This is a genomic window from Thiomicrorhabdus immobilis, from assembly GCF_021654855.1.
In the GTDB taxonomy this organism is placed as follows: domain Bacteria; phylum Pseudomonadota; class Gammaproteobacteria; order Thiomicrospirales; family Thiomicrospiraceae; genus Thiomicrorhabdus; species Thiomicrorhabdus immobilis.
Genome location: NZ_AP024202.1, coordinates 1920089 through 1946268, shown reverse-complemented (window position 1 = coordinate 1946268; position 26180 = coordinate 1920089). Strand labels below are relative to the sequence as shown.

The window sequence follows — 26180 nt, the reverse complement described above, 5'->3', positions numbered from 1 at the left end:
AAGTAAAAAGAACCCATAAAATCACCTAAAACATGGTTTTTATTGGAAAAACATTCAAAACTTCAATTGTGATAGTCAGGATTTAGGATAAAATATCGCTCTTAATATTTTTGAAAATTTTGTGGAGAATTTGTTAATGCAAACGATGGCAGATAGAGATGGCGTAATCTGGTTAGATGGCGAAATGGTTCCATGGCGCGACGCTAAGGTTCACGTTTTAACACATACCTTACATTATGGTATGGGTGTGTTTGAAGGTGTGAGAGCTTATGATGCGGAACAGGGAACCTCTATTTTCCGTTTGGATGCGCATACCGATCGTTTGGTTAACTCAGCAAAAATCATGAATATGCCAATGCCGTTTGATAAAGCGACTTTGAATGAAGCACAGTGTGCGGCGGTTCGTGAGAACAATCTTAAATCGGCTTACATTCGTCCAATGGCCTTTTACGGTTCTGAAGGTATGGGATTACGTGCGGATAACCTTAAAGTGCATGTGATGGTTGCGGCTTGGGAATGGGGCGCGTACATGGGTGAAGAGAACCTGACTCGTGGTATTAAAATCGCCACCTCTTCTTATACACGTCACCATGTGAACGTCACCATGACTAAAGCGAAATCAAACGGTTCTTATATGAACTCTATGCTTGCGCTACAAGAAGCGATGAATCACGGTTGTGATGAAGCTTTGTTGTTGGATGTAGATGGTTATGTAGCTGAAGGTTCGGGTGAGAACTTCTTTATGGTAAAAGACGGTGTGTTATATACGCCTGAATTAACCTGTTGTTTAGATGGGATTACTCGTAAAACCATTATGAAGCTAGCTAAAGATATGGGTATTGAAGTGATTGAAAAGAAAATCACCCGTGATGAAGTCTATATTGCGGACGAAGCTTTCTTTACCGGTACTGCGGCAGAAGTAACGCCAATCCGTGAATTGGATAACCGTCCTATCGGTATCGGTTCACGTGGTCCAATCACTGAAAAGCTACAGAGTTTGTACTTTGACATCGTTCACGGCCGTTCTGCAGAACATATGGAATGGTTAACTAACGTCGCTAAATAAGGAGAGCTTAAATGAGTGAAAATTCAACTAATTCAAAATCTCATTATGAAGTGACTTATGATGATTTACCGTTACACTGCCCAACACCTGATATGAGTAAATGGAACTCGCATCCGCGCGTGTTTTTACCGATAGAAGCAACTGGTAAAGCCAAGTGTCCATATTGTGGTGCTGAATACACTTTAAAAGATTTTGACCCGAGTCATTCAGGTCATCATTAATCTAGATTTAAAAGCATCCACGCAAAGCTACCAGGCCTGGTAGCTTTGCAAAAAAACCAAAAAAGCTGTAATTGATTTGATGCAATTACGGCTTTTTTGGTTTTAAAATTCGCATTTTCGATTTAACCAGGCCTGGTTAGAACCGCTATTGATTAATAATCTTTTAAATTCCAGCGATTATGCACCCACAAATACTGGCTGGGATTGCGGACAATCTCTGCTTCATACAAGTGGTGCAGTCTTAAGGTATCTTGGTAATCATCCCCTGATGGGAAGTCAGTCAAAGCCGGTAAAAATTCCACTTCGTAATGTCCATTCTCCAATCTCCGGGTAAAGGTCGGCACCACTGCACAACCCGTCATCTTGGCTATTTTAGAGGTAGCTGGATTGCTTTTGGCTTTAACCCCAAAAAAAGGCACTTCAACATGGCCTTTGGCGCGATAACGCTGGTCTGGTAAAAAAGTCATGCTGTGGCCTGCGCGCAAGACTTTCAGCATCTGGCGGGTGTTGGCATTGGATACCGGCTCAACCTGCTCACCGTTACTGAATTCAATCGAACGTCCTTTGGCGATTAAGTAATCCATTAAAGGGTTGTCATGCGGGCGATAAACGGCGTGATAATTGGTTAAAAATGAAACAAATAGGCCGGTTAACTCTAGAGTAGTAAAGTGCGGCGCCAAAATTAAAACCCCTTTGCCTTGTTGTTGCGCATTGCGCAGATTGTCTTCACCAATAAAGGTCACAAGCTTTCTTTCAAAGGCATTTTGATGATTGGTTTTGTGGTCACCCCACCAAACAATCGTCATCTCCATCAGGGATATGCCCAAAGATTCAAAATGCTGTGTTAATAGGCGCTGGATATCCGTGGCCGATTTTTCAGGAAAGCAGAGTTTTAAATTGGCTAAAGCAAGGCGGCGGCGTCTGGGGGAAAGACGGTACAGTAGTTTTCCAAGAATTTTACCGATTGCAAACTTCCAGCGAAAAGGGACTAAAGCCAATAAACGTAATAACCCTATGCCTAGCCAAATACCCCAGTATTGAGGTGCAAAAAATCGCGTTTGAAAATGTTGGGTATAAAGCTTTTTAGATGACTTACTCATCGAACTCCTGTCCTTGATAGAGTTGAGAATAGATGCCTTGATGGGCTAAAAGCTCCGCATGGTTGCCTTGTTCCATTAGTTTTCCGTGTTGCATTACAACAATGTTATCGGCATTTTCAATGGTGCTTAAGCGGTGGGCGATCACAATCACGGTACGGTTTTGTTTAAGCGTGTCCATCGCGCGCTGAATCATTTGCTCACTTTGATTGTCTAAAGCGGAAGTGGCCTCGTCAAAAATCAAGATAGGAGCGTTTTTCAAGAATGCTCTGGCAATCGCAATACGCTGACGTTGCCCACCGGAGAGTAAGTTGCCGTTTTCACCTATCGAGGTGTCTAATCCAGCTGGAAGCTTTTCAATAAATTCCCAGGCATGAGCGGCTTTTGCGGCCGTAATAATGGCATCACGATCATGTTCACTATGACCATAAGCGATATTGGCGGCTACGGTATCATCAAACAGCGTGACTTTTTGGCTGACAAGGGCGATCTGTTCTCTTAAAAAATGGCGCTCTAAGGTTTGGATGTCTTGGCCGTCTAATAAAATTTGTCCTGAATCGGCGTCATAAAAACGGGTAATCAAATTAACTAAGGTCGATTTACCGCTGCCCGATTGACCGACTAAAGCGGTGGTTTTACCGGCAGGAATAGTAAGATTAAAATTTTCCAGCGCGGCATGTTGGCTATTAGGGTAGCTGAAATTCACTGCGTTAAATTGCAATTCGCCTCGAGCGTTTTCCAAGGTATGAGTGCCGGTATTGGCTTCGTTGGGTTGGTCTAGTAGTTCAAAAATACTTTCCGAAGCGGCCATGCCTTTTTGCACGGTTTCGTTAATGCTGGTCAAACGGCGAATCGGTTCAAAGGTTAACGCCATCGCGGTGATGTAAGCGAGTAGTTCACCTGGCGTAAACAGGTTTTGTGCTGACATTTGCATCGCCACATACACCACTCCTGATAAAGCAATCGCCGCTAAAACCTGAACCAGCGGGACGTTTAAGGCCGATACCTTGGTGACTTGCATGGAGTTGTTCAATAGTTCGGTTGCAGTGTTCTGAAAACGAGTTTGTTCATACTGTTCAGCGCCATAGATTTTAATGTCTTGGTGGGCCGTCAAGCTCTCTTCCAAGCGTTCGGTAAGCTGTCCCATATTGCGTTGCATAGCCTTACTGGAGTTACGCATCAGTTTGCTGGCCTTATCAATAATATAGGCGACCACCGGCCCAACAATCAGCATCAGCAAGGTCAGCTGCCATGAGATATAAAGCAGATAGGCAATCAAAGCCACAATGGTCAAGCTATCGCGAATTAAAATCACCCAGGCGGTGGATAACGCATTACTGGCTTGCGGCACATCGTAGGTGATTTTGGACATGAGCTTGCCGGTGCCATAGCTTTGAAAAATGCCAAACGGCAGGTGTTGCATTTTATGGTACATATCTGCACGAATAGCCAACACGGCTTTTTGGGCAATCCACTGGCTAAACACTTTGCTGAAGTATTCGGCAATTCCCTTAATGATAAAGACCCCTGCCAAAAGCAGAGGCATCATTACAAAAGAGTCTGGATTTTTGGCAATCAAACTTTCGTCTACCAGCTCTTTAAGAACCATGGCAATTGCGGGCTCCATGGCGGCAATGGTTAATAAAGCCAATAAGGTAACGGCAATCAGGCTTTTAAACGGCATAATATAGCCAAGTAGCCTTCGGTAGAGTGATAGGGTTTGACGGTCAAACATGAATTACTCTCGATTTAAGATTTTATTAACAACGATGTTGGCCCAGCCCGAACTGTGAAAGCTTTGATTTAGTGCCGGTTTATCGTAGTGATTTTCTAACCAATCTAAAAACTCGGTTTCAGGGTGTTGTTCACGATAACGTAAATAGTCGTCAAAAAAATAATCTAATTTACCGGTTTCCGCCCAGCGAAAATGTCCATATTTCATGCTCAGTTGCTTCAAAGCCTCTTCAATAGGTTGCTTTTCAATAAACAGTTTATAAAACACACTCATCATGCCGGCACGGTCGGCACCTGATTTACAGTGAATTAAAATCGGGTATTCGGCTGTTTCTAAAATCTGTTTGGCTTGTAATACCTTGTCAACATCCGGTAAAGAGCGAGAAGAAATTGGATGGTTGATAAGGGTGATTCCGTACTTTTCACAGGCCTCTTTTTCAAGCAAATAAGCCCCCGTCGTATCCGCTCGGCGCATGCTGATAATGGTTTTAACCCCATGTTTATGATGCAGTTTTTTTATAAATGCTGGAGAGGGGTGGTTGCTACGGTAGGCGTTGTTAGAAAGCGCATAAAAATTTCTGAACAGGCTACGGAGTATTTCATGGTCAACAAACCATGCATGCAAATGGGCCTTTAAGCGTTTCCAAAAGGAGTTTAATTGATTCATTCTGGCTTTTTTCAGCGGATTAAGTTGTGGGTATTTTACCCTTTTATTAGGCTTAAATGATAAAATCACGTTTTTGTCGTAAATTGCAACGTATGCTTTTTTAAAAACGGAGTAACTGTGTCTAAATTGGTTCGTTCACATTGGTGGTCAGTGTTTTTTGTACTGTTTTTCCCATTGTTGATTATGTACATCTATTCCGATTTTATTCGTAGCTCAGAACTCAATGCCCGTTTAGGTTGGTTGATTCTATTAGGCGGTTTAGCTTATTTATTCAGACATACGGTTTTACAAAAAATTCTATTAGGTGTGATTTTTCTATTTGCGATATCCGGTAGTATGGATATTGTTTATGCGGTTACTTTTGGTGGGGTATTTGTCAGCGCCACGTTTGAGGCCATTGCCTTAACCGATACCCATGAAGCGCTTGAGTTTTTACAGGCCTATATTAGTGTAGAGAATGTCTTAATCTTATTGGCTTATTGGACAATCGCTTTTTATTCTTTAAAGAAAATCTTATTTAAAGAAGCCGAATTAACCCGTGAAAAAGTCTTTGCAGGCCTGGGTGTTTTGATGCTTTTGGTCGCCATTCAGCAAATTAACGACCGCGGTCGTACCTTTGATGTGATTCCCGGTTTTACCGGGGTGGCAATTGATTATGTGAAGAATGAAGATGCAATAAGTGTTGAGATTGAAAAGCGAAAGGAACTGTATAAAAACCTTTCTTATGGAGCTAAGGCTTGTAATGAAGGGCCGCAAACTTATGTTGTTGTGGTTGGTGAATCCTTAAATCGTAATCACATGTCGTTGTATGGCTATAAGCGAAATACAACTCCTTTCTTGGATCAGTTGGGTGCAGATTTATTGGTGTTTAGGGATGTTATTTCCAACTTTGCACAAACAGCGCAATCCTTAAATGTCACATTAACTAAGTCAGATATTGAAAATAAACTATCGATTTCAGAAGCATCAAGTGTATTAGAAGTGTTTAAAAAGGCAGGATTTAAAACATGGTGGATTTCAAACCAACAACCACTTAGACGTCCTACGAGTGCAATTGCTTCTTTAGCAGATGTGCCAAAATTTATAAGTCACGACTTTCATGGTGTCGAAGTTAATCGCTATGATGGTTATTTATTGCCAGTAATCCAAGAAGCAATTAATGATGAAGCAAAAAATAAAGTGATTTTTGTGCATTTGATGGGTAGTCATTTGCAGTATGCAAACCGCTTTCCTCCTGAACAAGCCGTGTTTACTGATAATAAAGGGATCAAACCCTACACGAATGATATTTCGACAAGCCAACTAGATTTTATTAACGCTTACGATAATTCAGTACATTACACCGATTTTGTGCTCGGTGAAATTATTAAACAGCTTAAAACGACGCGAGGCATCGCAGGATTAACCTTCTGGTCAGACCATGGTGAAGAGGTGTTTGATACCAAAGACTTTAAAGGTCATGGGCCAGATGGCGTGACCACCAGTATGTTGGAAGTGCCATTTATGTTTTGGCGAAATGCGGCTTATCAAACGGAGTTTTCAGAGCGTGACAAGTTAATAGCCTCACATATCAAATCGCCTATTATGCTGGATGACTTTTTTCATATCGCTCAGTGTATGATTCCCGTAGAGAGTGATTTAATGAATCAGCAGAAGTCACTCTGTTTACCTGAATACCAAGCCAAAACGCGTCTGGTGTATGGCAAAGATTACGATAAAGGATTGCAATGAAATCTCCTCATTCGGGACTGAAACGTATAGTTTACGCTGCGGGTTATTCATGGAAAGGCTTTAAATCAACCTGGAAACATGAAGCGGCATTTAGACAGGAAGTCATCCTGTTTTCTTTGATGTCCCCATTGGTTTTTTGGTTGGGGGATACCGCAACTGAGCGAGCGCTATTGATTGCGGTGTTATTGATTGTATTGGTGGTTGAATTATTGAATTCGGCCATAGAATCCGTCGTTGACAGAATTGGTTCAGATTATCATAAGCTTTCAGGCCGCGCTAAAGACCAAGGCTCAGCGGCTGTATTTATCTCTTTTGCCATCGCCATTGTGGTTTGGGGTGGTTTTATAATTTCAAAATTGCTCAGTTAAAGATAGTAGGTTAAAAATGATTGTTGTAACAGGTGGTGCAGGCTTTATTGGCAGTAATATTGTTAAGGCGTTAAATGAACAGGGCCGTACCGATATTATTGTGGTGGATAACTTAAAAAACGGTAAAAAGTTTATCAACATTGCCGACTGCGATATCGCCGACTACTTGGATAAAGAAGACTTTCAGCAACGTATTTTTGCCGAGCAAGGGCTACCTGACATTGAAGCGGTGTTTCACGAAGGCGCCTGTTCTGCTACAACGGAGTGGGACGGTAAATTCATGATGGACAATAATTATGAATATTCAAAAGATGTGCTGAATTATTGCTTAAATTGGGGGATTCCATTCTTTTACGCGTCATCCGCTTCTGTTTATGGCGACGGCCCTGACTTTATTGAAGACAGAGCTTATGAAAAACCTTTGAATGTTTACGGCTACTCCAAGTTTCAGTTTGACCAATATGTTCGCCAAGTTTTGCCAAAAGCCAAAAGTCAGGTTGTGGGTTTTAGATACTTTAATGTGTATGGACCAAGAGAACAGCACAAGGGCGATATGGCGAGTGTGGCCTTTAAGCTTCACAATCAAATTTTAGCAGGTGAAAAGCTTAAGCTGTTTGGTGAGTACGATGGTTATGGTGCCGGTATGCAGACCCGTGATTTTGTTTATATTGAAGATGTGGTTAAGGTCAATTTATGGTTTTTAGCCCACCCGGAAAAATCGGGCATTTTCAATTTAGGTCCTGCTGCGGCAGAACCCTTTAAAAACATTGCCGAAGCGGTGATTGATTTTCATGGTAAAGGTGAAATTGAATACATCCCATTTCCGGAGCATTTGAAAGGCGCTTATCAAAGCTTTACTCAAGCGGATAATTCAGCCTTAAGAGCGGCGGGTTATGATGCTCCGTTTCATACCGTGGCTCAAGGGGTTAAAAAGTATTTAACTTGGTTAACTGAAAACCCGACTGTTTTAAATTTTACAAAGTAAACGTCTACTCTATGCGAATTCTGCTGATTAAAATGTCCTCAATGGGCGATGTGTTCCACACTTTTCCCGCCTTGTCGGATGCACAACAAAAGCGACCAGGCCTGGTTATTGATTGGGTGGTGGAAAAGTCGTTTGCAGAAATCCCAAAATGGCATCCTGTCGTGGATAAGGTTTATCCGATAGAGTTGCGTAAATGGCGTAAAACGCTTCTGAAAAAGCAAACACGTCTAGAAATCAAAACGTTTTTTGAAGAGGTCAATCAAGCCCAATATGATTTGATTGTTGATGCGCAAGGTTTGCTGAAAAGTGCTTGGGTAGCGAGAAAAATTAATGCCAAAACTGCGGGTTATGATTGGCACAGTGCTCGCGAACCCTTAGCCACTTTGTTCTATCAATTCAAGTATCCTGTAGCCAAAGAGCAGCATGCGATTTTGCGGTTACGTCAGTTGCTTGCGCAAAGTCTAAATTATGAATTGCCAAAAAACGCCCCTATAGTCTATGGCTTAAATACCCTGGCCTGGTCAAAGCCAAAATTGGTTGTTGAGCAGTTTGCTGAAAACGATTATTGGGTGTTTTTACACGGCACCACTTGGGAAACCAAATATTGGCCAGAAGAATACTGGATTGAACTTTTACAAAAAGCCAATGCAATGGGTAAAAAGGTGATTTTGCCTTGGGGAAATCAAGAAGAGCAGCAACGTGCTTTACGAATCGCAAGTACCACCGAACCGGAAAATGTTTGGGTGCCAACCGAGATGCTGTCCCTGAATGATATGGCCAAAGCCCTTAAAAACGCTCAAGCGGTCGTGTCGGTAGATACCGGCTTGTCGCATGTGGTGGCGGCATTAGAAGTGCCTATGGTGGTTTTATACCGAGTGACAGACCCTAAGTTGGTAGGAGCGGATGGCGCCAAAGTCACACGCTTGGAATCACCTTGTGCGCCAGGGTATATCAAACAATTTTCTGGCAAAGAGCAAGCGTTACAGTCTTTGGAGGGGTTGAGTGTTGAGGATGTTTTTTCAGCACTGATAAATCAAATAGGCCTTTATGATGACATTGCTTAAGAAAAAAGTCCTTTATCTACCATCAACCCCTTTAAATATTTTGGTAGCCGTTGCTCATGCAAGTGCTTTTTCTGAGAAGCAAGTTTCAAAAATGGTGCTGATTGATCAAAAGAGCTTAGAGGATAATGTCTACTTTAATGCACTATACAACTGGCAAGAGAGTCCTTTTGAAACCCTAGATTTGACTTTTGGTCGAGCCAAAGGCTGGCATAAAATGGCTGAACGAAAGCAGAGTTTTGCTAAATTATCAGAACTGGTTAAAGTATTTAATCCAGACGCGATTGCTACGGGTAGTGATCGAAGAGTGGAGTTTCAATACGCAATGCATACGAGTCAGTCAAGCAATGTCGCTATTGAAGGTTGGTATCTAGATGATGGCCTGTATTCCTATGCTGGTAGACCTTATAAATATTTTAAAGATGTGATTAATAGTCTTTTAAAAAAAATAGGTTATGGATGTTGGTGGCAAGAACCGAAAACAGTCGGCGCTTCGAAATGGATTGACCAGGCCTGGTTGTTTCAACCTGATTTTGCTGTGGCATTGTTGCAAGCGAAGCAATGTCAGCTCATTAAGCCAGAGTGGTTTGTAAGTAATAAGGTTAAACAACTTAGTAAAGCCATTTTGTCTGATTTTCAAGTAAATGAATCAATATTGCGAACTTTACAAAATGTTGGCGTTTTTTTGCTGATTCCACATCCTAATAATATAAAAAAAATGACTGGTTATGAAAAACGTATTTTTGAGTTTTTAACGTTTTTGAAACAACAGGAAATTCCTGTTGCCGTTAAGTATCACCCTCGCACAAGGCAAGTAGACCCGCTAAAACTCGTTGAAGAGTATAATGTGCTATTACTGCCAAGTGGACTGGCTTTTGAATTTATATTGCCATTTTTAAAGAAACAGTCTCATGTAATCGGAGATGTTGGAACAGCACTATTAACAGCGAAATGGTTAAGGCCAGATTTGAAAGTGACGGCAGTTCTAGCAGAAGAAGATGCATTTCAAATAAAATTCAAACGTATATATGAGCCATTAGGTCTGAATATGGTCGCGGCTTTCAAAGATATTAAAGGCTTTTAGGGTTTAAGTTTCGCTGAAGTTAACGTCAAAGGGAAAAATGTGCAGACATTTACAGATATTGAAGCACTAATTAAAGATAAAAATATTGCCCTGGTAGGCAATTCTCAAAAGGTGTTGGGTAAAAAATATCCAGTGGATAAGCATGATGTGGTTATTCGTATGAATCGGGCATGGAATATGCCAGAGGAGATGAAGGCGCATGTTGGACATAAACTGGATGTTTTAGCGGCTTCTATTGAACAAGAAAATATTGATCAATTAGTGAATCAATATGCAACTGTTATGTGGATGACACCAAAACATCGAGAAGAGTTCTCTCAAGAAACCACTGAAAAACTGTATTTCTATCCTTTGGATTGGTGGCAAGAATTACATGATAAATTTGGGGCAAACCCTTCAACAGGCTGTATGACCTATGATGTGATTAGACGTTATATTGGCAAGGGTCAAGTCACTCTTTATGGGTTTGATTTCTTTAAAAGTGATAACTGGTACCAAAAAAAGCGATTCAGTCATCAAATAATGGATTTTTTAAAAATTCCAAGAAAAAGAAATCCGCATTCTGGAAATCAAGAAGAGCAGTTTATTCGCACTGCATTGCCAGAAAATCAATTTAAAATTGAAGAGCTTTAACGGATTTATCTGTTGTTGATTTTAAATCCTTTGTTGAAAATCACCGATTTTGTTTTAAAGAATCGGGAAAGCTAAATGAGATATTATGATCCGCGTTGCCATTATTAATGATACCAGACCCACCAACCATTACGGTTGTATGCTTGTGATGGAGAATTTGACCCGACTATTGGAACAGCAGGGGGTTGAAATTGTTTGGACTTGGCCTGTTGGTGTTGATTGGCGTAAGCATAAACGTCAGATTAAAAAACAAGCAAAAGTCGATGCAATCATAGTTAATGGTGAAGGGACTATTCACCATAGTGAGAATCGCAAACATGCTCGGGCATTATCTGAATTTGCTAGTTTTGCAAAAACAGAACTACAACTACCTTGTTATCTAATTAATGCCACATTACATAAAAATACTGCACAAGCTTATGAATATTTAAAGGCTTACCGCTTAATTTATGTGCGTGACAAAGGCAGTTTAGAGGAATTACATAGCTTTGGTTTAACTGGTTTTTATGTCCCAGATTTGACCTTTGCAAAGGCTGGGCATTATGTTTATGAACCAAGTAAACCAGCTTGCGTGATTGATACAGCTCTTAAATCAGAAATTCCACTATTAAAACAGTATTGTCAAGAGCACGGTTTTGATTTCCGTTCAATGGTTGTGGCACGTCCTTCTAACGCTAATTTTTTTAAAAGCCCACGCCCGTTTGTCAAAAATATTTTTAAATGGCTAAAGGGGGATCGAAATATTTCAACGCAACCGAGTGCTTTTATTCAGTATTTAGTTGAACATGAAATGGTGATTACTGGACGTTATCATACGGTGAGCATGTGTTTAAAAAATAAGATTCCTTTCGTTGCCATTGAGTCTAATACCCCTAAGATCTCATTTTTATTAGATGATGCTTTAAAGAACCGTTCAAGGATTATTAGTTTTTCAGAACTTTCCCAACTAGACCTGGAAGCTTTCGCGCATTATTCGCAAGAAGAGCTTAAGTATTTACAGGCTTTTATTATTCGTGCTGAAAGTGACATAGAGCAGATGATTATGACAATCATTGGTGATATTCAGAAAAATAGACCTGGTGAAAATGGATATATTAATGACTGACAGGATAATGGCTTTACCAAATAGAGAGTATAGAGGAACGATAAGATTGCTGTTTTTCTTGATAGCAATCACTTTTATTTTATATGTGTACCGTAATGTTATATCTGTAAATGTTGAATTCGTTCTTGTCTTAATCTTATTGATTAGCAGTTTTACCTTATACAAAATAAAAGATAAGGTTCCTAGAGAAATATGGATATGGGTAGGTTTATTAGTTCTCTATTGGTTAACGACTTTAGTGGCTACTTTTGCGCATGAGTCGCCTGAAAAAAGAGCTTTATTTGTTTTAAGTGTTGTTAGTTTAAGCTGGGTATTTATCGGGTTAACCATAGCTCTTTATAAGTTAAAACCTGGATTAGATTTTTTCTGGTATCTAATGTTGATAGGCGGTTCTATCGCTTTATCTGTGGGGGTTTTAGATGCCTATGAATATGGTTGGTTTAACTCTGGGATAGGATCACAGCGTTTAGGTGATATTAATTCACATCCAGTTAAATATGCGGTAGTTGTTAATGGCTTTTTTATCATTCTTTTAGGTTCTTTACCTTGGGCTTTAAAAAAGAATAAATGGATGTTGAGTTTTATTGTATTGCTTATCGTGGCTTTATTCCTGACAGCAGTGTTAACTAAAAGTCGAACTGCATGGATTGGTTGGCCAGAGGCTTTAGTAGGATGGGCTATATATTATTTTGTACTATTTAAAGACTCATTCCCAAAAATTAAATATCCAAAAGTCAGTTTTATTATTCTTATAGGAATAGTTCTTTTCAGTTTGTCGCAAGTTGATTTTATAAAAAAAAGAATTGCGGATAGAAGTTCATTAGCTGCCAAAGAGATTAATGTATACCTTGATCGAGAATCAATGAACTCTAGCTTAGGACACCGATTATTGAGTTATGAAATTGCGGTTCAAAAAATACCAGAAGTTGTTTGGTTCGGAATTGGTGAGGATGCGTTTCCTGAGTTTCTAAAACTTGAATCCAAACATTTTGCTAAAGAACATTTTAATCAAGACATCAGTGGCTTTAAATACTCGCAGTTGCATAACCAGTTTTTAATGAGCTTTTTAACAAAAGGTGTTTTTGTTTTTGTCAGTGTTTTATTATTTTTTGTTTTTTTGATTGCATTTTTTGTTAAGAGAGTGGGTATCGTTTCTAAAGAAGTTAAACCGATTGCTATTGCGGGTCTAATTTTTTCTATTTCTAGCTTTTTAGCATTTTTGCCTGAAACGCCATTGCAAAATACAGATATGAGTACCCATTTTTTCTTATTGTGTTCATTGCTTATTGTTTTTAGTCTTATTGAACAAAAAAATCAAAATATAAGCGAAGGTTTTAGTTCCAATGGTTAAGTTGCTTGACTGTACCCTTAGAGATGGTGGTTACTATAATGAATGGGATTTCTCAAATAGCTTAGTGACCGATTATTTGTCTGCGATGGATGCACTCAATGTTGATTATGTTGAGATTGGTTTTCGTTCACTAAAAATGGAAGGTTTCAAAGGCGGATATGCCTATAGTACCGATGCTTTCTTGAATGATTTGGGTATACCAAAATCATTACAGAATAAAATTGGTGTCATGCTTAATGGAAGTGAATTGGTTGAAGTTAGTATAGAGATGGATGCCATTCTCGAAGAGCTTTTTGTTAAGGCAGAAGACTCTCCTGTCTCTTTGGTACGGGTGGCCTGCCACGTGAATCAATTTGAAGCTTGTTTACCTGCCGCTAGTTGGCTTAAAGCTAAGGGGTATCAAGTTGGCTTTAACTTGATGCAGGTGGCTGACTGTGATGAACTTGAAATTTCTCACTTAGCGAAAAAGGCAAGTCAATTTCCAATTGATGTTCTGTACTTCGCCGATAGCATGGGAAGTTTAACGCCTCAAGAGACAACCAAAATTGTTCGTGCGTTTAAACAAGGTTGGCAGGGTGAGTTAGGAATTCATACTCACGATAACATGGGCAACGCACTCGCTAACTCTCTTAAAGCTATTGAGGAGGGTGTTCAGTGGCTGGATGCAACCGTGACTGGTATGGGTCGTGGACCAGGTAATGGGAAAACTGAATATTTAGCAATTGAACTGCAAAACCGTTATCAGAAATCTGGAAATTTAACGCCACTGTTTGAGCTAATAAGAAATTATTTTGATGCATTACAAAAACACTATGGATGGGGTAGTAACCCTTATTACTATTTGGCAGGCAAATTTGGAATACATCCGTCTTACATTCAAGAAATGTTAAGCGATAGTCGCTATAACGATGAAGATGTATTGGCAGTAATTGAACATTTAAAGTCGGAAGGTGGTAAACGTTTTAATTTAAGTACCTTGGAGGCGGCACGCCATTTCTTTTCTGGTGAACCAACGGGAACCTGGCAGCCAGCAAGTGTCTTATCAAATCGTGAAGTGCTTATTTTGGGCGCTGGCCCAAGTGTTAAACAGCATCGAAGAGCCATTGAATCTTACATAAAAGCAAAACAGCCTTTTGTGATTGCCTTAAATACGCAAAAAAATATTGATGAATCATTGATTAATATTCGTGCAGCTTGTCACCCTATACGTCTGCTCGCGGACTGTTCTGAACATGTAAAATTGTCGCAACCTTTGGCGACCCCTTTTCATATGTTGCCTGACGATGTACGGGCGGAGTTAAAGAACAAAAAAACGCTCGATTTTGGTTTGACGATACAAGCCTGTCAATTTTCTTTTGACTCAACAAACTGCACTTTACCTAACTCATTGGTGGTGGCTTATGCATTGGCAATCGCAACATCTGGACAGGCCAAATCAATTTATTTAGCAGGATTTGATGGGTATAGTGCGGATGACCTTCGTAAGAAAGAGACCGATGAAGTCTTTAACCTATATCAAAAACACCAGGATGCTCTGTCTTTGCAATCCATCACTCCAACCCTGTATGAAATACCTTCCATTTCTGTTTACGCATTAACTAAATAAGGACATATATGAAAGCCATTGTTGTCATTCCTGCACGTTATAAATCATCCCGTTATCCAGGTAAGCCTCTTGTTCCACTATTGGGTAAGCCGATGGTTTTGTGGGTGGCAGAGTTAAGTGCAAAAGCGGTAGGTGCGAACAATGTTTATGTGGCAACGGATGACGACCGAATTGCTGAGGTGGTTAAAGATGCCGGTTTTCATGTGGCCATGACCAGTAATCAAGCTTTAACAGGCACTGATCGATTAGCGGAAGTCGCCGAAAAAGTAGATGCGGATATTTATATTAATGTTCAAGGTGATGAACCTTTAGTTTCACCACAAGATATATTGAATGCGATTGAGCAAAAGAAGGCTTATCCTGATCAAGTGATTAACGGATATTGTGCCTTATCAGAATTTGAAGACCCTCATTCCATTAACATTCCTAAAGTCATTTTTACTGAGCAGCAGCAGATGATCTATATGTCTCGTCAGGCGATTCCAGGTATTAAGGATGAGAAGTATGCACCTGCTGAATATTACAAACAGGTTTGTATTTATGGTTTTAGTAGACAAGAATTATTGGATTATGGAAGCTTTGGACGTAAAAGTACCATTGAGCAATCTGAAGATATTGAGATTTTACGATTTTTAGAATGGAATCAAGGTATTCGCATGTTTCAAACACAGCCTGGCAGTTTGGCAGTAGATGTACCTGAAGATGTTGCTAAAGTTGAAGCTGCGCTTTTAGTTGCTCAAGAGAGTAAGTTATGAATTTGGATTTGAGTCAGTATCAAACATTGGTGTTTGACTGTGATGGGGTAGTGTTGAATTCGAATAAAGTCAAAACTCAGGCTTTTTATGATGCGACTTTGAGTTTTGGACAAGATAAGGCAAAAGCATTAGTTGACTACCATGTTCGAAATGGAGGGATTTCAAGGTATTTAAAGTTTGAGTACTTTATTCAAGAGATTTTAAAACAGGATGTTACACAGTCGTTATTAGATGGCCTTTTAAGTAAGTTTGCGACAGAAGTTAAAATTGGATTAATGCAAAGTGAAATAGCGCCAGGACTTGTAGAGTTGCGCAAGCAAACTTCACAAGCAAACTGGTTAATTGTTTCTGGTGGTGATCAGGATGAGTTAAGAGAGGTTTTCGCTGCTAGAGAGTTATTTGATCTGTTTGATGGTGGTATTTTTGGTAGTCCAGATGATAAGGATGTGATTTTAAAACGCGAACTACAAACACAAACCATTCATGCACCAGCTCTATTTTTAGGTGATAGTAAATATGATTTCCAGGCCTCTAATCGAGCTGGCTTAGACTTTGTGTTTTTAACTGATTGGAGTGAAGTTAAAGACTGGTCTACGTTTCAAAACGAACATGGTTTTCCTGTAGCCAATAATGTGGCTTCTCTTTTACAAAACTAAGCAATATCTTGCTGATTAACGAGCCTTTTTAATGAAATCTATATTTAACGATGCTTCCAAATATGAAATTTATCCTGTTGAGGTAAGAGCGCCTGCAACTCAAGCAGAGTTAGTTCGTTTTGTTAGTGATAGTTTGATTATGCATCGTTCAATCACCATGCGAGCAGGAGGAACCTCTCTTGGCGGGCAGGCGATTGGTTCTGGAGTGGTGATTGATGTTTCTAAGCATTTAACGAATATTGTTGACTATCAGCCTGATTTACATGAGATTACCGTTGAACCTGGAGTCATTCAAGATGATTTGAATGACTTTGTTAAGGCGGATGGTTTGAAGTTCGCTCCAGATACTTCAACCTCCAATCGCGCTATGATTGGGGGGATGATTGGTAATAACTCTTGTGGTTCTTATTCGGTTTATTACGGTACTACCCGTGAACATGTTAAAGCCTTAGAGGTGATTTTGGTGGATGGTAGTGAGGCGTATTTTGGTCCTTTAACGGCACAACAACTGCATAACAAATTGAATCAGCAAGATTTTGAGGGTAGTATTTACCGCACAGTGGTGCGTTTGTTGGAAACCCATGGCAAACAAATTCTCGAACACTTTCCGCATCCTTCTATCAAACGCCGCAACACTGGCTATGCTTTAGATGAACTTTATCGTCATCATCAACCGTTCAATCCAAATGGCAAACCTTTTAATTTAGCTCCTTTGATTTGCGGGAGCGAGGGTACTTTGGCGGTGGTGAAAACCGCCACGTTAAATCTGGTTGTCCAACCTAAACACAGACAGCTCTTATGCGCTCAATTCGATTCGATTGAAACCGCGATGAAAGCGGTTTCTCATCTGTTGGAATTTGCACCCGCGGCGATTGAGTTAATTGATAAAGCCACGCTCGATGGCACTAAAGCTAATATTCAGCAACAACAAAATCGTTTTTGGATTGAGGATGACCCTCAAGCGGTTTTGGTGTGTGAATGGTTTGCTGAGGACTTGAATCATTTGAATCATCAAATGTTAACCTACCAGGCCTGGTTACTCGAACATGGAGCTTACGCTTCTCCTATTATTGATGCCAAGCAAGCGGCAAAAGTTTGGGAGGTTCGTAAAGCGGGCTTGGGCATGTTGATGGGTAAGGTCACCCGTAAAAAAGCCGTTGCAGTCATTGAGGATGCGGCTGTTCCAGTTAAAAATCTATTTGATTATTTTAGTGATGTGCAAGCACTGATGGCTGAGTTGGAAGTAGGTTGTGTGTATTACGGTCATGCTTCGGTGGGTTTGATACATATCCGTCCAGAATTGGATTTGGCAACCGAAGAGGGTAAACAGCTTTTTAGAACCATTGCCGAACGAAACTCAAAGTTAGTTAAAAAGTACCGTGGGGCGATTTCGGGCGAACATGGTGATGGACGTATTCGAGCACCATTCATTAAAGAACAAGTCGGTGAACAGGTTTATGCTTATCTACTTGAGCTAAAACGGGCATTTGACCCCCATAACTTATTGAATCCGGGCGTGATTATCGGCGATATGCCAATCACTCAAAACTTGCGTGCTGATAGACAACCTCAACAATTAATCGAGACCAAGTTCGATTGGTCGAGTGATTTATCGTTAATGGATGCGGTTGAAAAATGTAACGGGGCTGGAGCTTGCCGAAAATCAGCCGGTCGTGGTGTCATGTGCCCATCTTACCAAGCTACCCGTGAAGAGAATTATTCAACAAGGGGGCGTAGCAATTTATTACGTTTTGCTTTGACCGAGCCGAATCCCCTTAAAGCGTTGTCGCAAACCGAGCTACAGGATGCCTTGGAGATGTGTTTAGGCTGTAAAGCTTGCAAGACAGAATGCCCCGCTAATGTGGACATGGCTAAGCTTAAAGCCGAGGTGCTGTATCAAACACAAGGGGTATCGCTTTCTAATTGGTTATTTGCCCATTACGGTTCCATTTTAAAGCAGGCGCAAAATTGGCCGGCTACCTTTAATTGGGTGCAATCTAGGTCGACTATCAAAGCCCTTATGGGAGTCGACAAACGCAGAACCTTACCCAAGGCGCATTCATCAAACCTTGCCGAATGGTGGGACTATTTTTCTTACCAAGCAACAAGACAAACACAGTCTAATCAAGTTAAAACCAAGGTTTGGGTATTGTGTGATTTGTTTAGTCAATATCAAGAACCAAGAGTCGGGCAGGCTGTTTTAGAGGTGTTGCATAAGCTTGGTTTAGAAGTTGTGCCTGTTTATTTAGAGCATTCGCCCAGAGCCTTAATTAGCAAAGGGCTTTTAAAACACGCCAGAAAAGCTTTGTTGGCCACAATTTATGCCATGGAGGACTACCAGTCACAAGACTTAATTGTGGGGATTGAACCTTCTGAATTGTTAGTTTGGCGTGATGAAGCCAAAGATTTGCTGAGCAATATTGTGTTTGAAGGTAACCAGGCCTGGTTAAATCAAGCAGACCTGAATATTTCTCAAGGTCTAGCCAATATCCTGTCTTTTGAAGAGCTGATTCTTAAGTTGAATAAATTAGGTTGCTTGCCTGCTTTAAATGCCTTAGACAAAACGCTCTGGTTGCATGTTCATTGTCATCAAAAGGCTTTGGCTAAACCGATAGATTCAAAAAACGCTTTAGAGTTAATCCCGGGTTTACAGGTAAAAATGATTCCTTCAGGGTGTTGCGGCATGTCGGGTGAGTTTGGTTATAAGCATTATGAGGTTTCAAAGAGCATTGCCAATCAAGTGTTATTGCCCACACTAGAACAAGCTCAATCGGATGATTTGATTGTGGCAACGGGTACCAGTTGCCGACATCAGTTAGAGGAATTAGGCCAATATAAATCCATGCATATTGCGCAAGTGTTTGCTATGGCATTAAATCAATAGCCTCATTTCAAAACTACTTAAACGGCGACAATGAACTTGATCAAGCCTGGTAGAAAGGTCTTAACGCTTCTTTAAGTTTTTCTGGTGTTTCTAATGAACTTTTTAAAGGCTCATGACACCAGACGGCGTCAGGCCAAACTTCATCATTCTCTTCTCTAAAAATCAAGTGGATATGCTGATTAGGGTTTTTATTGCCTATCTTTGCTATATTGAAGTGTTGGCCAATTTGATTGTTTTGCATAAAGGCAATTAACTGGTAGATTGAACCGTATAACTCTTGAATGTAGTCTAAATTTTCATCGGCATCAAGAGGCTGTTTTGGAATGACCAATAACCATTTCATCTCGGTTTTTTCAGCCATTAAAGAGTAAAGTTCATGCTCATACAGATAGATGCTGTCAAAGGTCTTTTCTAATATCTCAGGAGTGTGGTTTGGCAGAATTAAGTCCATAAGGTTCTCTTAAAGTTAGGTTTTTTGCGAGTCCGACTCGCTCTTGCTGGAAATTGATGTTTGAAAAACGCCCAAAAGTTCTGTTTGGCGTTAGAATGATGCCTTTATATGCCATCAACCAAATATGATTTAATTGTTAAATTATGACACAACATCTGATAAAAAAACCGCTTTATTTAGCCTCGACGTCACCCAGAAGAAAAGAGCTTCTCGAGCAACTCAACTTGGACTTCGACGTAGTGAATGCGCCCGTTGAAGAGGTGGCTTTACCCCATGAGAATCCGGAATCTTATGTTAGACGGATTGCCATTGAAAAAGCGTTGGCGGGTTTTAATAAAGTTGCAGGCAAAATCGTGTGGGTGATTGGCGGAGATACCGCGGTTTTAGTCGCTGAACAAGAAATCGATTCTGGAATGGATGCCGAGACTCGCCGTTTTAAGGTGTTGGGCAAACCTAAAAATCAGGCGGATTCTTATCGAATGTTATCGATGTTATCTGGCCGCTCGCATCAAGTGTTATCTGCGACAGCCGTGGTGTTTGATGGAGAGGTGTTTTCCACGGTGAATACCACCAAAGTTCATTTTAAAGCTTTAACGGATGATGAAATCAAAGCTTATATTTCAACTGGAGAGCCGCAAGATAAGGCGGGTAGTTATGCCATTCAAGGGTTGGCGGCTAAATTTATCACAAGGATAGAGGGTTCATACTCGGGAGTGATGGGACTGCCTCTGTTTGAACTGAATGAGTTGCTTACTCAATCCGGTTATTATTCGAATTAACGTAGAAGAAATAAATAATAAGAAATTAATAATAAGAAATTAATAATAAGAAATTAATAATAAGAAATTAATAATAAGAAATTAATAATAAGAAATTAATAAAAGGTCCTAAATAAAGCGGCCAAAAAAGAGTGAAGGCATTAACCGATGCACAATGAAGAAAAAGTTTTAGTGAATGTGACCCCAAATGAAACCCGTGTTGCTTGGGTTGAAAACGGTGTGTTGCAGGAAGTCTGGGTAGAACGAGCCAATAAAAGAGGTTTGGTCGGCAATATCTATATGGGTAAAGTCGACCGGGTTTTGCCTGGTATGCAGGCTGCATTTGTAAACATCGGTTTGGAGCGCGCTGCTTTTCTTCATGTATCGGATATTTGCCATAAAGCGATAGGCCATGAAGATGAAGAGTGTGACGATATCGCAAAATTGCTGCATTGCGGCCAAAAAATCATGGTGCAAGTGATAAAAGATCCTTTAGGTACTAAAGGTGCACGAATTACCATGCAAGTGACGATTCCATCAAGAATGCTGGTTTTTATGCCCGTTGAAAGGGCGTTAGGAGTCTCTCAAAAGATTGATGGTTCTGATGAACGTGAGCGCTTGAGGGAGATGGTGAAAACCATACCTGAATATAAATCCTCTGAAGGTGGTGTGATTGTGAGAACGGTTGCCGATGGCGTAGAGTTTCATGAAATGCGCGCCGATATGATTTATTTGCAACGCTTGTGGAGTGGCGTGCAAGAAAAAGCGCGTTTAGCCAGAAAACCGACGCTCATCTATGAAGATTTACCGCTCTATCTACGGATTATGCGCGATATCCCATTAGAAAGAATTGAGAAGATTCGTGTGGATTCGACCGAAACTCTCAAGAAGATGAAAGAGTTTGTCGATATGTATGTCATGGAGCTCAATGACCGTTTGGGATTATACAAAGGTGAGCGCCCAATCTTTGATTTATATAATATTGAAGAAGAGATTCAAACCGCTTTACATAAAAGAGTGAATTTGAAATCGGGTGGATATCTTATTATCGATCAGACCGAAGCGATGACGACAATCGATGTGAACACCGGTGCGTTTGTTGGACATAAAAACCTCGAAGAGACGATTTATCGAACCAATCTTGAAGCGGCACAAGCGATTGCCCGTCAGTTACGTCTGCGTAATCTAGGCGGTATTATCATTTTGGACTTTATCGATATGGATGATGTCGAGCATCAGCAGCATGTGTTGGCGGCATTGGAAAAAGAATTAAGCAAGGATCGTGTGAAAACCTCGATCAGTAATATCTCAAATTTAGGTTTGGTTGAGATGACGCGCAAACGCACGCGTGAAAGTCTAGAGAGAACTTTGTGTGAGCCATGTCCGGTTTGTAGTGGCCGCGGTACGGTTAAAACCGCAGAAACCGTGGCTTATGAGATATTTCGTGAGATTACCCGCATGGCAAGATCATTTGATGCCAACCAATACCGTGTGATCGCGGCCGAAGAGGTGGTTTCTCGCATTATGGATGAAGAGTCTAGCAGTGTTGCTGAGTTGGAGTCGTTTTTGAATAAGAGTATCCGTTTTCAGGCGGAAAGCACTTATGCCGCAGAACAGTTTGATGTGGTCATGATGTGATTCATCAGTCATTTACTATTTGCGGTTAAGGTTTTATTCAAAGTGTTGCTTAAATTTCAATGCATAATAAAGAGTATGAAAGCATCTAGTTTAACGATATCCTTAATTATCAGGCCTGGTTGAATGTTGATTAAAAGAACACATCATTTTTTGCAGTGGGCTTTTTGGTTGTTTGTAGCCTACCTCCTGATTACCCGATTGTTTATCTCTTGGGTTCAGTTCTATCCGCAGCAATTTATTGGCCTTGCGCAGTCCGTTACTCAAACCGAAATTAAACTGGCTCATATTGAAGTAGAACAGAGCTGGTTAGGCTTTCAAACCAAAATTGATAAGCTGTCTATTGATTCGCCAGATTTTCAATTCCAGGCTGACTTTTTAGCCGTAGATATTAATCTTTTAGCCCTCTTTATTCCGGCTGTAGAGTATGGTGATTACCTGGAAATTTCCCAGGGTGCTTTTCAAAACAAGGTTCAACAGCCGGCAGGCATTCCCTCGCAAGAAGAGTTTCAGCCAGAAGATTTGGCGAACATCAATGTTAATATCAGCCGATTTTGGAAGCGGGTGACGTTGAAGAACTTGGTGTTGACTGAAGTCGGTCGACCAGGATTGTCGGTGCAATTCTATGACTTTCAATCGCTTAATGCTTCAAGATTAACGATTGTTGGTGAATTCAGCCTTAACTATAAAGATGTCCTGAATTATGAACGCTTTCACCTTAAATCCTCCTTTTCACCCGATGTTTGGGGAGACCTAGGCACCGGGGAGTTTTCATTATCGTCATTTAGACCCTTGAGAATCAAACGGTTGAGCAAACTTTTGTCTCAAAACTGGCAAGCCGTTCTGCCGCAAGGTGAATTGATTTTGGATTTGAAGGGCAGTATTTCACAATCACAAATTGCCAGTCTCGAAGTCAACTTGCACACACAAGCGTTACATTGGACACAAAAACAAGAAGGCCTGCCGGTCAGCTTAGGGTTACAGTTGTTGTGGAATGCTGAGCAACAGAATATTCAAAAGCATTTTAAGGACTGGAAGTTTAGTCTAGCTAAAATTGAAATTGATAATCAGTTCATCAAGACGGTTTCTCCCGTTGAGCTATATTTTGAACAAGGAAAGTATCTGAATTTCAATGCCGACTATTTTGACATAGAGCCATTTAAGGTCCTGGTTAAATCGTTGATCCACACTCAGCATGTAGCGGCTCTGTTTGATAGAGCGGCCTATTTAAGTATTTCTAAGCTTAACGGCAAGCTGGATTGGCAGACTCTGGATGTGCCTGAACTAGCCGTTCATTTTGATCGGCTTGATGTACCGGTAACCGATTACCCGGGGATGAGTTTGCAACATCTGCAAATCGTCAAAACACCAAGTCATATTTTGGTGTCTACCCCTAAACCTATTTGGGTGATGTCGCCAACAATTCATAGTAAACCTATGAAACTGTCACTTCCCAACTCCGTTGAATTGAAATTTGATGAGGTTGACCAGGCCTGGCAACTTACAAAAACACAAATAAATCTCGATAAGATTCCAGTCAGCATAACTCTCAAGAAGTTGACTTCAAGCACTATCGATAGTGAGTTTGATTTAAAAGTGAGTTCTATCGCTGAACTAAAAGATTATTTACCTTATGGCTTGATGAGTCCGAAGTTGAAAAGTTGGTTATCCGAAAGCTTGCAAGGTGGTGAGGATGTTTCTTTGAATGGGGTTGTCAAAGGAGCCTTTGCGGACTTTCCTTTTGAAGAGGGTCAGGGAGAATTTATGGTAACGGGGCAGGTAAAAAATGCCAGGTTAAAATTTGATTCTAAATGGCCTGTTTTGAAAGATTTTGATGCAAATCTTGTTTTTAAGCCTTTTCAGTTGGCCATTGACGTCGATAAAGTAAATATTGGTGCGGATGTGCTGGCAACCAATGTCAATGTCACGATTCCTGATTTACACCAGCATGATATCGCTTTAACGGTGAAAGGCAATGTTGTAACCTCTTTGAATAATGCCGCTAACTATTTAAGTTTGTCTCCTATTGCGAGTAAGTTGGGAATGCAGGCCTTTTTCAAAGAGAGTGGCAAGTTTTCGGGTAATTCCAGTGTGGTATTAGATCAAATCTGGGTACCTATTTCTGGTTATGAAGGGCGAAATGAAGAAGTGTCTGGCCGAGTCATCTTTCAGAATGCGAGTCTACAGTTATTTAAGGAATTAAGTCTTAGTCGTATAAATGGAACTTTACAATTTACCGACTCTGTAATCTCTGCGGATAAACTAACGTTTGATGCATTGGATGGAAAGGGTGTTGCGAAGATTGTCACTGACAGCAAAAACAAACAAGTGAAAGTTCAAGCGGGGGGTAACCTGTTTGCCCAGAAACATGACTGGTTTCAGAAACCGATTCCCTGGGATGTAAATTTAACCATACCCTTCAAATCGGCCAAAAAGTCGGATATTAGCCTGGCTTTGTTGGCTGACGTCTCACAGGGTGATAGTTTGTTGCCAGCTCCTTTCGATGCTAAAGCGTTGCATAATAAAAAAGTTGAGCTTTATACCAAAATATCAAAAAGTAATATTTTGGTAGATGCAAAGCTACCAGGCCTGGTGAATTCACAATTTCATTGGCAGGAGCTTAAGGATGCATATCAATTGCAAAGTAATAAAATTGCCATTGGAGTCCCCGATAAAATCTTTAAGAGGTATTCAAAATCAACCTCGTTTATTCGAGGAGAATTCGACTTTTTTGATATAGATGCTTGGATTCCTATATTCAAAAAGGCTGACCTGTTTGAAAAAAAAGCTGATACTGAGCGCAGTCTGATTCTTGATGACGTTAGTTTTGCAATCGAAAATACCCGCTTTCTATCTCATAATTACAAACAGATAGTTATTGATGTAAATTCATCTGTAGATAAACCCGTTTCAGTTGATATAAAAAGCAAAGATATTGCTGGTTCAGTGTTGTTTGAAAACGATAATCTGATTCGTGTGGACTTGTCCCGTTTTAAGTTCTTTACCGATGATACGGATATAAAAAATGGTACGGATTCTTCTGCGTTCGAGCAAGCCGGTGAATGTCAGCCAAAGGCCGATGATAATAGCGTATTACCGAATGTGGTTTTAACGGGGCAGAATATTAGTATTGATGAGCGTAAGATCGATGCAATCTCTTTTAGATTGGAAGATGGCATTGAACAATTATCAATTAAAGATATCAAAGGAAATTTTGGCGGTAAGGCTGGTGTGTTAAACGCGAGTTATGAATTTTCCAAGAAAAAACAACAAAGTCTATTTAAGGCGCAGTTGACTTCAAATGATGTCTCGGCTGTTACTGAATTCATTAAGTTGAATAAAGGGTTTAGTGGTAAATCTGCAGATGTGAATTTACAGTTGAATTGGTTTGGGGGGCTGGAGTGCTTCTCAACTAAAGCGGCAAGCGGCGATATACGCTTTAAAATCAAAGAAGGTTCTGTGGAAGATGTTGAGCCAGGTTTTGCAAGATTGATTGGTTTACTGAGTGTCGAGTCTTTGGTAAGAAGGTTGCAGCTTGATTTGAAAGACGTAACCAATAAAGGTATGGTTTACGATGAAATCAAGGGTAGTGCCATATTGAAGAATGGGTTATTGAATTTAACAGAATTCACCATAAAGGCTCCATCCGCAAACGGAGATATAAGCGGTATGGTTAATATAGAAAAGCAAACATTCGATTTGAATGCGAAGATTACACCGAAAATCGGTGCAACCATACCTACACTCGCAGCATTGGCAGGCGCGGCTAATCCTTTAACGGCATTGGCTGTATATACCTTGATGAAAGTGATACCAGGTGTAAATGAAAACTTGATAACCTATAAGTACAAAATAAGTGGTCCATGGGCTTCACCAATAATAGATGGTGAAAAATTGGACGAAAGTAAAGAGAGTAAGGCTAGCGGTAATAGCTCAATTTTAGATATTAATTGAGTTAAGCAGGGTTTTCATTAGATAGATACAACCTATATATTAAATATAAAGTTACATGTTCAATAGTAAAAGGCGCTGTCGTAAGACAGCGCCTTTTTTGTTTCTGATGATAAAAAAGCCAGCAACAGAAGAAGGGGTGGAGTAAATGGGAGGGTGAAAAAGGATATAAAAAAGGCTAAATGTGGATAAAGCTGTGGATAAAAGGTGAGTAAAGTGGGGTTAAGTCGTGTGATGGTGTTAAATGTAAAAAAAGTGTCAAAAAGGTGAAAAAAGAGGTTGCGTTGTGGGCGGATATGGTTAGAATACGCACCTGTTCCAACGCAGACACGGAAAACAAGCTACTAAGTGGCGAGTAGAAGTGGTTGGAACAGCGCTTAG

Annotated in this window: 21 protein-coding genes; 17 read left to right on the top strand and 4 right to left on the bottom strand. The window is 40.3% G+C overall.

Features of this window, described 5'->3' with window-relative positions:
- The first annotated feature begins 136 nt into the window (after positions 1 to 136).
- Positions 137 to 1066 carry a branched-chain amino acid transaminase gene (locus L6421_RS08865; RefSeq protein ID WP_237261445.1) on the top strand — a complete coding sequence of 310 codons (930 nt, stop codon included), beginning with the start codon at positions 137 to 139 and terminating at the stop codon, positions 1064 to 1066.
- An 11-nt stretch (positions 1067 to 1077) separates the two neighbouring features.
- A complete protein-coding gene (locus L6421_RS08860) occupies positions 1078 to 1287 on the top strand; it encodes a zinc-finger domain-containing protein (protein WP_237261444.1) in 210 nt (69 codons plus the stop codon).
- 152 nt (positions 1288 to 1439) lie between these two features.
- Here the strand turns inward: L6421_RS08860 and L6421_RS08855 are convergent, their stop codons facing one another.
- From L6421_RS08855 to L6421_RS08845, 3 genes are read right to left on the bottom strand one after another with little or no spacing between them, the layout of a single operon-like run.
- Positions 1440 to 2387: a lysophospholipid acyltransferase family protein gene (locus tag L6421_RS08855; RefSeq protein ID WP_237261443.1), complete on the bottom strand. Its 948-nt coding sequence runs from the start codon at positions 2385 to 2387 to the stop codon at positions 1440 to 1442.
- Positions 2380 to 4119 carry a lipid A export permease/ATP-binding protein MsbA gene (gene msbA / locus L6421_RS08850; protein WP_237261442.1) on the bottom strand — a complete coding sequence of 580 codons (1740 nt, stop codon included), beginning with the start codon at positions 4117 to 4119 and terminating at the stop codon, positions 2380 to 2382. The genes L6421_RS08855 and msbA overlap by 8 nt, the downstream gene beginning before the upstream one ends.
- A 3-nt stretch (positions 4120 to 4122) precedes the next feature.
- Positions 4123 to 4785, bottom strand: coding sequence for a fused DSP-PTPase phosphatase/NAD kinase-like protein (locus L6421_RS08845; protein WP_237261441.1), 663 nt, complete (start codon positions 4783 to 4785; stop codon positions 4123 to 4125).
- Between the two features lie 117 nt (positions 4786 to 4902).
- Between L6421_RS08845 and L6421_RS08840 the strand changes: the two genes are divergently transcribed.
- The 12 genes from L6421_RS08840 to L6421_RS08785 all read left to right on the top strand — a co-directional run bounded on the left by L6421_RS08840 (position 4903) and on the right by L6421_RS08785 (position 19004).
- The gene (locus L6421_RS08840) at positions 4903 to 6516 is read left to right on the top strand and encodes a phosphoethanolamine transferase (protein WP_237261440.1); all 1614 of its coding nucleotides are present in this window, start codon (positions 4903 to 4905) and stop codon (positions 6514 to 6516) included.
- A complete protein-coding gene (locus L6421_RS08835) occupies positions 6513 to 6884 on the top strand; it encodes a diacylglycerol kinase (RefSeq protein WP_237261439.1) in 372 nt (123 codons plus the stop codon). The genes L6421_RS08840 and L6421_RS08835 overlap by 4 nt, the downstream gene beginning before the upstream one ends.
- Positions 6885 to 6900: 16 nt before the next feature.
- Positions 6901 to 7869, top strand: coding sequence for an ADP-glyceromanno-heptose 6-epimerase (rfaD, locus tag L6421_RS08830; RefSeq protein WP_237261438.1), 969 nt, complete (start codon positions 6901 to 6903; stop codon positions 7867 to 7869).
- Between the two features lie 11 nt (positions 7870 to 7880).
- Positions 7881 to 8933, top strand: coding sequence for a lipopolysaccharide heptosyltransferase I (waaC, locus tag L6421_RS08825; RefSeq protein ID WP_237261437.1), 1053 nt, complete (start codon positions 7881 to 7883; stop codon positions 8931 to 8933).
- Positions 8920 to 10014, top strand: coding sequence for a polysialyltransferase family glycosyltransferase (locus L6421_RS08820; RefSeq protein WP_237261436.1), 1095 nt, complete (start codon positions 8920 to 8922; stop codon positions 10012 to 10014). The genes waaC and L6421_RS08820 overlap by 14 nt, the downstream gene beginning before the upstream one ends.
- 39 nt (positions 10015 to 10053) lie before the next feature.
- Positions 10054 to 10647, top strand: coding sequence for a glycosyltransferase family 29 protein (locus L6421_RS08815; protein WP_237261435.1), 594 nt, complete (start codon positions 10054 to 10056; stop codon positions 10645 to 10647).
- An 85-nt stretch (positions 10648 to 10732) separates the two neighbouring features.
- Entirely contained in the window at positions 10733 to 11752 is a 1020-nt protein-coding gene (locus L6421_RS08810) for a polysaccharide pyruvyl transferase family protein (RefSeq protein WP_237261434.1), read from the top strand.
- A complete protein-coding gene (locus tag L6421_RS08805) occupies positions 11733 to 13103 on the top strand; it encodes an O-antigen ligase family protein (protein ID WP_237261433.1) in 1371 nt (456 codons plus the stop codon). The genes L6421_RS08810 and L6421_RS08805 overlap by 20 nt, the downstream gene beginning before the upstream one ends.
- Positions 13096 to 14709 (top strand): aldolase catalytic domain-containing protein, encoded by a 1614-nt coding sequence (locus L6421_RS08800; RefSeq protein ID WP_237261432.1) that lies wholly within the window; start codon positions 13096 to 13098, stop codon positions 14707 to 14709. The genes L6421_RS08805 and L6421_RS08800 overlap by 8 nt, the downstream gene beginning before the upstream one ends.
- Positions 14710 to 14717: 8 nt before the next feature.
- A complete protein-coding gene (locus tag L6421_RS08795) occupies positions 14718 to 15464 on the top strand; it encodes a 3-deoxy-manno-octulosonate cytidylyltransferase (RefSeq protein WP_237261431.1) in 747 nt (248 codons plus the stop codon).
- Positions 15461 to 16120: an HAD family hydrolase gene (locus L6421_RS08790; protein WP_255695479.1), complete on the top strand. Its 660-nt coding sequence runs from the start codon at positions 15461 to 15463 to the stop codon at positions 16118 to 16120. The genes L6421_RS08795 and L6421_RS08790 overlap by 4 nt, the downstream gene beginning before the upstream one ends.
- Before the next feature lie 31 nt (positions 16121 to 16151).
- Positions 16152 to 19004, top strand: coding sequence for an FAD-binding and (Fe-S)-binding domain-containing protein (locus L6421_RS08785; RefSeq protein WP_237261430.1), 2853 nt, complete (start codon positions 16152 to 16154; stop codon positions 19002 to 19004).
- Between the two features lie 40 nt (positions 19005 to 19044).
- Here L6421_RS08785 and L6421_RS08780 read toward each other — a convergent pair whose 3' ends face one another.
- The gene (locus L6421_RS08780) at positions 19045 to 19455 is read right to left on the bottom strand and encodes an HIT family protein (RefSeq protein ID WP_237261429.1); all 411 of its coding nucleotides are present in this window, start codon (positions 19453 to 19455) and stop codon (positions 19045 to 19047) included.
- 143 nt (positions 19456 to 19598) lie between these two features.
- Here L6421_RS08780 and L6421_RS08775 point away from each other — a divergent pair, with 143 nt between their 5' ends.
- The 3 genes from L6421_RS08775 to L6421_RS08765 all read left to right on the top strand — a co-directional run bounded on the left by L6421_RS08775 (position 19599) and on the right by L6421_RS08765 (position 25802).
- Positions 19599 to 20234, top strand: coding sequence for a Maf family protein (locus L6421_RS08775; RefSeq protein WP_237261428.1), 636 nt, complete (start codon positions 19599 to 19601; stop codon positions 20232 to 20234).
- A gap of 147 nt (positions 20235 to 20381) precedes the next feature.
- The gene (rng, locus tag L6421_RS08770) at positions 20382 to 21851 is read left to right on the top strand and encodes a ribonuclease G (RefSeq protein ID WP_237261427.1); all 1470 of its coding nucleotides are present in this window, start codon (positions 20382 to 20384) and stop codon (positions 21849 to 21851) included.
- A 123-nt stretch (positions 21852 to 21974) separates the two neighbouring features.
- Positions 21975 to 25802: a YhdP family phospholipid transporter gene (locus L6421_RS08765; RefSeq protein ID WP_237261426.1), complete on the top strand. Its 3828-nt coding sequence runs from the start codon at positions 21975 to 21977 to the stop codon at positions 25800 to 25802.
- Positions 25803 to 26180 lie beyond the last annotated feature (378 nt).